This is a genomic window from Tunicatimonas sp., assembly GCF_049647865.1.
Taxonomy (GTDB): Bacteria; Bacteroidota; Bacteroidia; order Cytophagales; family Cyclobacteriaceae; genus Tunicatimonas.
The window spans coordinates 1-6028 of record NZ_JBARYM010000646.1 but is presented as its reverse complement, the minus strand read 5'-3'; the positions used below and the strand labels follow the sequence as shown (position 1 = coordinate 6028).

Genomic DNA, 6028 nt, shown 5'->3' with positions numbered 1-6028 from the left:
AATTGCTGGAGCTGCGTTTCCTTCTGATCGTCCCAGCGGCCTTCCAAATAATCCATAATCAATAGCGTGTACTGTTCTTTCATAGTTGCTGTTCCAGTTGGCGAAAAATTTGGCGTAAATCCTGAATGGCCCGGAAAACCCGCACCTTCACATTCGCTTCCGAGCAGTTAAGTAGCTGGGCAATCTCCTGGTAGCGCAAGCCCTGATAGCGGCTAAGCAGCAGTACTTCTTTACGTTCGGTCTTAAGAAGCTGAATAGCTTGCCGAAGCTGCGTAAGTTGGTCTTCTGTTTCGGTTTCTTCTGCTTCTGAAAGCGATATTACTTGGTTTATCTCTTCGGTAGGCAGGCACTGCTGTTTTTTGTAATGATCGGCCCACACATTACGGGCTAAATGAAACATCCAGGTAATAAATTCTCCTTCTCCTCGGTAAGTATGTGCGTACTTTAACATGCGGTAAAAAGTGTTTTGTACTAAATCTTCACTAAGCTCGGCTTCCTGCGAAAGCTGATAGTAGTAGCCAAACAAGCGGCGGTGGTAACGCTCAAAGAGTAAACCCATCGCATCGCGCTGTCCTGCTTTAACTTTCAGCATCAGAGCATTGTCGGAGTAAGAATTCAAGTTTGGTAGCTTTTTGGACGGGAAAACCTCAGGAAAATGGAAAGGTTACAGCGAGAAAGAACTTTTTTTACAAAAGGCGGGAAACTGAAAACCGGAGTCCGAAAAGAGCTGGGAGCTGGGAGCTATTTTTCTCAACTAGTGACAGAGAACAATCAGCAATTCAACGATTGAGCCATCGAACTGTCAAATCACTCTAGTTTTTCCTTATTCAACTGTTGAACCACTTCAGCTATTTCGGGAAGATTATTTTCAGAAGTGTGTTCTACGCCATTGATTACAAGCAGATCGGCCCCCGCTTCGTAAGCACGGCTCGCCTGATAGCGATTGTTGATTCCACCACCAACAATTAGGGGGATGTCTACCGACTTCCGAACTGCGCTAATCATTTTAGGGTCAATCGCTCGCTCGGCCTCGGTTCCGGCATCCAAGTAGATCAGTTTTAGTCCGAGCATTTCGCCAGCCATTGCGGTGCAAGCAGCTACCGAAGCTTTATCGTGCGGAATAGGCGTAGTGTGACTAAGATAAGTGGTGGAAGCAATACTTCCTGTATTCACCAAAATATAGCCGGTTGCCATAATTTCGAGCGGACTACGCTTTAGCACTGGTGCTGCCACTACATGCTGCCCAATGAGTAAATCCGGATTACGCCCCGAGATAATTGAAAGGAGCAAGATAGCGTCTGCACTAGATTCTATGTACAGATTGCTACCCGGGAAGAGAATCACCGGAATATCGCATTCGTCCTTCACCGTGCGAATAACTTCTCCCAAATTGTTAGTCGTAATCAAGCTACCGCCTATCAGAAAGTAGTCAATCTGATACTTCACTCCTAAGCTAATGAGACGAAGCGTATCTGCGGTTTCATTTAGTTGATCAGGATCAACGAAGACGGCTAGTGCTTTCCTCTTCTGCTGGTGCCGCCGAAGTAATGCTAGATACAGGCCGGACATTCCGGGTGATGTTTAGCGGAATATCCGCTTAAGCTGGCTGCGAGCTACTGCAAGAAGAATTAAACCTGCTTGCTTTTTCAGCATCTCGGCAAACGCTGAGGTACGGTCGGCAATATCATCATCTTCCTCTTCTTCCTGATCCGATCCTAGCAACCGCTGAATCAGTTGGTAGACAATGTAGACCGATACGCCGGTTACTAACAGTGCTGTGCCCCACTCTTTGATTGTACCAAGATCTTCTTCGTCCAGATCAAACTGAACGGCTAGTTTTTCAATGATCTCCTGGATTTTTTCTTTCTGAGCTTCAAAAGTATCTTGGGCAGAATGCTTGGCCATAGGTAGTTATGTAAAAAAGTGATAAAAAACTCAAGATAGTCAGCCTTGAGCAGTTTCGCAACGAGTTTCTAATAAGACTAACAATTTAAACTTGTATAGCTCTATAACTTTAACCAGCTATTGATTGAAGTAGATAAGAAGAAACGGGATAATAAAGAACATGAGTACAATATAGAGGAAGCCATACAGGCGATGGCGAAGGGTAAGCCGGCCAAAAAGAGCAGCCACTCCTATTGGAATGCGGCGGATAGAAGCAATAGGCAGAAAAAGAAGTACTCCTAATGAATTGAACAGCAGGTGAACAATAGCAATACTTACCGCTACCTCAGTAGCGAAAAACGAGGCAATCAGTGCGGTGATGGTGGTTCCTATATTAGCTCCAATAATAAAAGGAAACGATTTTGCTAAAGAAACTTTATTGGTTGCTACTAAAGGAATAATGAGCGAAGTAGTGATTGAGCTAGACTGCACGGCAGCCGTAAGCCCCCCGCCCCAGAGGAAAGACTTGTACGGATTGGTAAATATGTACTTCTTCAGTTTGTCTTTAGACTCCCCAATAAGTGACTTAGAGATAACATTAGAAATATATTTGATAGAGAAGAAGAGCATGCTACAGGCCAACACTAGTACTAGCCAATGGCTACCAACAACATTCACAAAAGATTCATCAATACCATTAGCAGAAAAAGAACCCAGGTACACCAACTCGCTGGTAGCTTCTGGGTCAGCTATTCCTAAAGTATTTACTAACCATATGCTAGTGCGGGAAAGGCCCTGATAATAATACTCCAATGGGAAAAGAAGTATCACTAGCATGATATTGTAAATATCGTGAACTACGCCCGCACTTATCGCCTTACGAAAGGCCCGCCTATGAGTAATAAAACTTAGCGATATTATAGTACTGGTAAGCGTAGTGCCTACGTTTGCGCCCATAATGAGCGGCACTGCTGCCGATAAACTGATTGTTCCGGAACCTACTAAAGCCACCACCATTGAGGTACTGATTGAACTACTTTGAATAACTGCCGTAAGTAACAATCCAATAAACAACCCAATAAATGGGTTCATGGTAACCGAAAGAATTAAGGAAGCGATTTCTTCTCGCAAACCTTGAAACGAGTAGCTGAGTAAATTGATAGAAAGCATAAACACAATGATTGCCCCTAACACCGATAGGTACTTTCCTACCGATTGCCACTGGCTAACCGTATGCCTTTGCTCTAAAACGCTCACTTTGCTTACTTCTTTAGACAAAAAGATCTATTTTCTTGGTAACCTTCTCTCGACTAATAGAATTCCTGAAAGTAAGGATATAAAAAACAAGATGTTATCAAATAAGGATGAAACTATTGTTAAATTTTTATACTCGCGATTAATCCTATTATTTAACCGAAAATAGCTAAGTGCCTAACTTACAGAATTTTATGATAAAAATCATTATTAAGGTATGCCGGTGTTCTTAACAAATACGTAATCTGCTATCTTTACCTCTTATAATTTTCACGATGAAACTGATCTGATGCGCTACTTTTTAACGCTCAAGTACCAGGGCGCAGCTTATCATGGGTGGCAAATTCAGCAAAACGCCCTTTCGATACAGCAGGTGCTCAATGAGGCACTATCACTAATCTTACGAGAGCCGATCGCTACAGTAGGTAGCGGGCGAACTGACACCGGAGTACACGCCCAGGGGCAAGTTGCTCATTTCAACTGCAATCAATTATTAAACGAAAAAGAACATCTTCATAAACTTAACGCAGTGCTTCCTCACGATATTAGCATCACCGAGTTAGTAGCGGTAACCGACGAAGCCCACGCTCGCTTTAGTGCTGTCCGTCGTAGCTATCAGTACTTTATTCATCAGAAAAAAAATCCGTTTCTAAACGGATTAAGTTATTTATTCTCTACAAAAATAGATGTGGATTTGATGAACGAAGCGGCTCAATGGCTAACTGAGCGCAAGAAACAAAATTACGCCTGCTTTAGCAAAGGCAAAACACAAAACACTACCTACGATTGCCATATCTTTCGGGCCGATTGGCACGTATTAGAAAAAGACCGATTAGTCTTCTCCATTTCAGCCAATCGCTTTTTACGAGGTATGGTTCGAACGGTGGTTGGCACCATGCTGGATATTGGAACTCAAACAACTAGTTTGACTGACTTTGCTACTATTGTTGCTAGCCAGGATCGCCGACAGGCCGGTCGTTCAGTCGATGCCTGCGGTTTGTTTCTGACCGAAGTGACTTATCCGGATGATATTTTCCGCGAGCACATTTAACGCTTACTATGGATAAAGAAAAAATTAACAGTGGCGATATTATCGACACTCAAGTACTAAAACGAATTTTCCAGTACATACAACCCTATATTGGTCGGTTCTACTCACTGGTATTTCTTACTGTGCTAATTGCATTACTGGCCCCAGCGGTGCCCTTTCTGATACAAAAAGCAATTGACGAGTATATTCTGGTTGACGACTACCAAGGGCTAATCAATATGGTGATCCTGCTTATTGGGCTGATTGTAGTGCAGGGAATTGTGCAGTATCTTCATACCTATCTTTCGGGTTGGATTGGGCAAAGCGTCGTGCGAGACATTCGGGTAAAACTGTATCGTCACTTACTCAGTCTGCGCCTTCGGTTTTTTGATCGTACTCCCATTGGGCGATTAGTTACTCGTAACATCTCCGATATTGAAACCCTTTCTGATATTTTTAGTCAAGGCGTAGCCGCCATTATTGGTGATATTCTCCAGATCGTAGTAATTCTGGGAGTGATGTTTTACATTGATTGGGAGCTCACGCTAGTGAGCCTATCAACCTTGCCGCTGCTCATTCTGAGCACCTATGTATTCAAGGAGAAGGTAAAAGTTGCCTTTAACGAAGTGCGCAACGCGGTTTCTAATCTGAACTCCTTTGTGCAGGAGCATATTACGGGAATGAGTATTGTGCAGATTTTTAGCAGTGAGCAGCGGGAGTACGAACGCTTTCGTGAAATTAACGATGAGCACAAGCAGGCGCACCTTCGGTCGGTGATGTATTACTCGATTTACTTTCCAGTGGCCGAAATTATTCAGGCCACGGGTATTGGCTTGCTAGTGTGGTACGGCGCACGCGGAGTGCTACACGAAGAGGTGACTATTGGTGTACTGATTGCCTTTATTATGTACATCAATATGTTCTTCCGGCCCATCCGGCAAATTGCCGACCGCTTTAATACGTTGCAATTGGGTATTGTTAGCTCGTCGCGCATTCTTAACCTACTAGATAATACCGAACATATCGACGATAACGGGCATCATACCAAAGACCATCTCGAGGGGCACGTGCAATTCAAAAATGTGTGGTTTGCCTACAACGAGCGTGACTACGTGCTGAAGGATATTAATTTTGAAGTGAAACCCGGGGAAACGTTGGCATTAGTAGGGGCTACCGGAGCTGGTAAATCTTCTATCATCAATTTGCTTAGTCGCTTCTACGATATTAAGCGGGGCGAAATTCTCATTGACGGAGTAGAAGTAAAGGATTACGATTTGGATGTACTGCGTCGCCACATCGGAGTGGTACTTCAGGATGTATTTTTGTTTTCCGATACTATTAAGAAAAATATTACGCTAGGTAACACCGATATCAGCCACGAAAAAGTAGTTGAAGCTGCCGAGCTAGTAGGTGCTCGCAAATTTATTGAACGTTTACCCGGCGGGCTTGACTATAATGTACAGGAGCGAGGCGCCACCCTCTCGGTAGGGCAACGGCAGCTTATTTCTTTTGTACGAGCGATGGTGTACAATCCTGAAATTATTATTTTGGATGAAGCTACTTCATCGGTAGATACCGAAACTGAAGAGTTAATTCAAGAGGCGATCACCCGCCTGATGAAAGGCCGAACGGCTATTGTCATTGCTCACCGGTTATCTACTATTCAGAATGCTGACCAGATTCTAGTACTCGATCACGGCGAAATTAAGGAGCGAGGTACGCACGATGAGTTGCTAACGCTGGATGGATATTACACTCAGTTACATAAAATGCAATACAAGGAAGTTCTGTAGTCAACGAAAAGTTGTAGAAGGTGAAGTACTAGAAATTATCGGAGGCCTAGTATTTATATGTTTAGGC

The 6028-nt window shown here is 43.6% G+C and carries 6 protein-coding genes; 2 read left to right on the top strand and 4 right to left on the bottom strand.

Going from position 1 to position 6028, the window contains the following annotated elements; genetic code table 11:
• Positions 1 to 79: 79 nt before the first annotated feature.
• The 4 genes from WBA23_RS19045 to WBA23_RS19030 form a co-directional block, all read right to left on the bottom strand.
• Positions 80 to 619 (bottom strand): RNA polymerase sigma factor, encoded by a 540-nt coding sequence (locus WBA23_RS19045; RefSeq protein WP_424583868.1) that lies wholly within the window; start codon positions 617 to 619, stop codon positions 80 to 82.
• A 188-nt stretch (positions 620 to 807) separates the two neighbouring features.
• A complete protein-coding gene (locus tag WBA23_RS19040; RefSeq protein ID WP_424583867.1) occupies positions 808 to 1569 on the bottom strand; it encodes a geranylgeranylglyceryl/heptaprenylglyceryl phosphate synthase in 762 nt (253 codons plus the stop codon).
• Positions 1570 to 1581: 12 nt separating this feature from the next.
• Complete coding sequence (locus WBA23_RS19035) at positions 1582 to 1905, bottom strand: hypothetical protein (protein WP_424583866.1); 324 nt, start codon at positions 1903 to 1905, stop codon at positions 1582 to 1584.
• A gap of 117 nt (positions 1906 to 2022) precedes the next feature.
• Complete coding sequence (locus tag WBA23_RS19030; RefSeq protein WP_424583865.1) at positions 2023 to 3162, bottom strand: Na/Pi symporter; 1140 nt, start codon at positions 3160 to 3162, stop codon at positions 2023 to 2025.
• A 265-nt stretch (positions 3163 to 3427) separates the two neighbouring features.
• Here WBA23_RS19030 and truA point away from each other — a divergent pair, with 265 nt between their 5' ends.
• Positions 3428 to 4189: a tRNA pseudouridine(38-40) synthase TruA gene (gene truA, locus WBA23_RS19025; RefSeq protein WP_424583864.1), complete on the top strand. Its 762-nt coding sequence runs from the start codon at positions 3428 to 3430 to the stop codon at positions 4187 to 4189.
• A gap of 8 nt (positions 4190 to 4197) precedes the next feature.
• Complete coding sequence (locus tag WBA23_RS19020; protein WP_424583863.1) at positions 4198 to 5961, top strand: ABC transporter ATP-binding protein; 1764 nt, start codon at positions 4198 to 4200, stop codon at positions 5959 to 5961.
• Positions 5962 to 6028: the final 67 nt, after the last annotated feature.

Bases quoted from the DNA above. Each gene is read 5' to 3' on its own strand.
- WBA23_RS19035 (WP_424583866.1), bottom strand. From the start codon at position 1,905: ATGGCCAAGCATTCTGCCCAAGATACTTTTGAAGCTCAGAAAGAAAAA.
- WBA23_RS19040 (WP_424583867.1), bottom strand. From the start codon at position 1,569: ATGTCCGGCCTGTATCTAGCATTACTTCGGCGGCACCAGCAGAAGAGG.
- truA (WP_424583864.1), top strand. From the start codon at position 3,428: ATGCGCTACTTTTTAACGCTCAAGTACCAGGGCGCAGCTTATCATGGG.
- WBA23_RS19020 (WP_424583863.1), top strand. From the start codon at position 4,198: ATGGATAAAGAAAAAATTAACAGTGGCGATATTATCGACACTCAAGTA.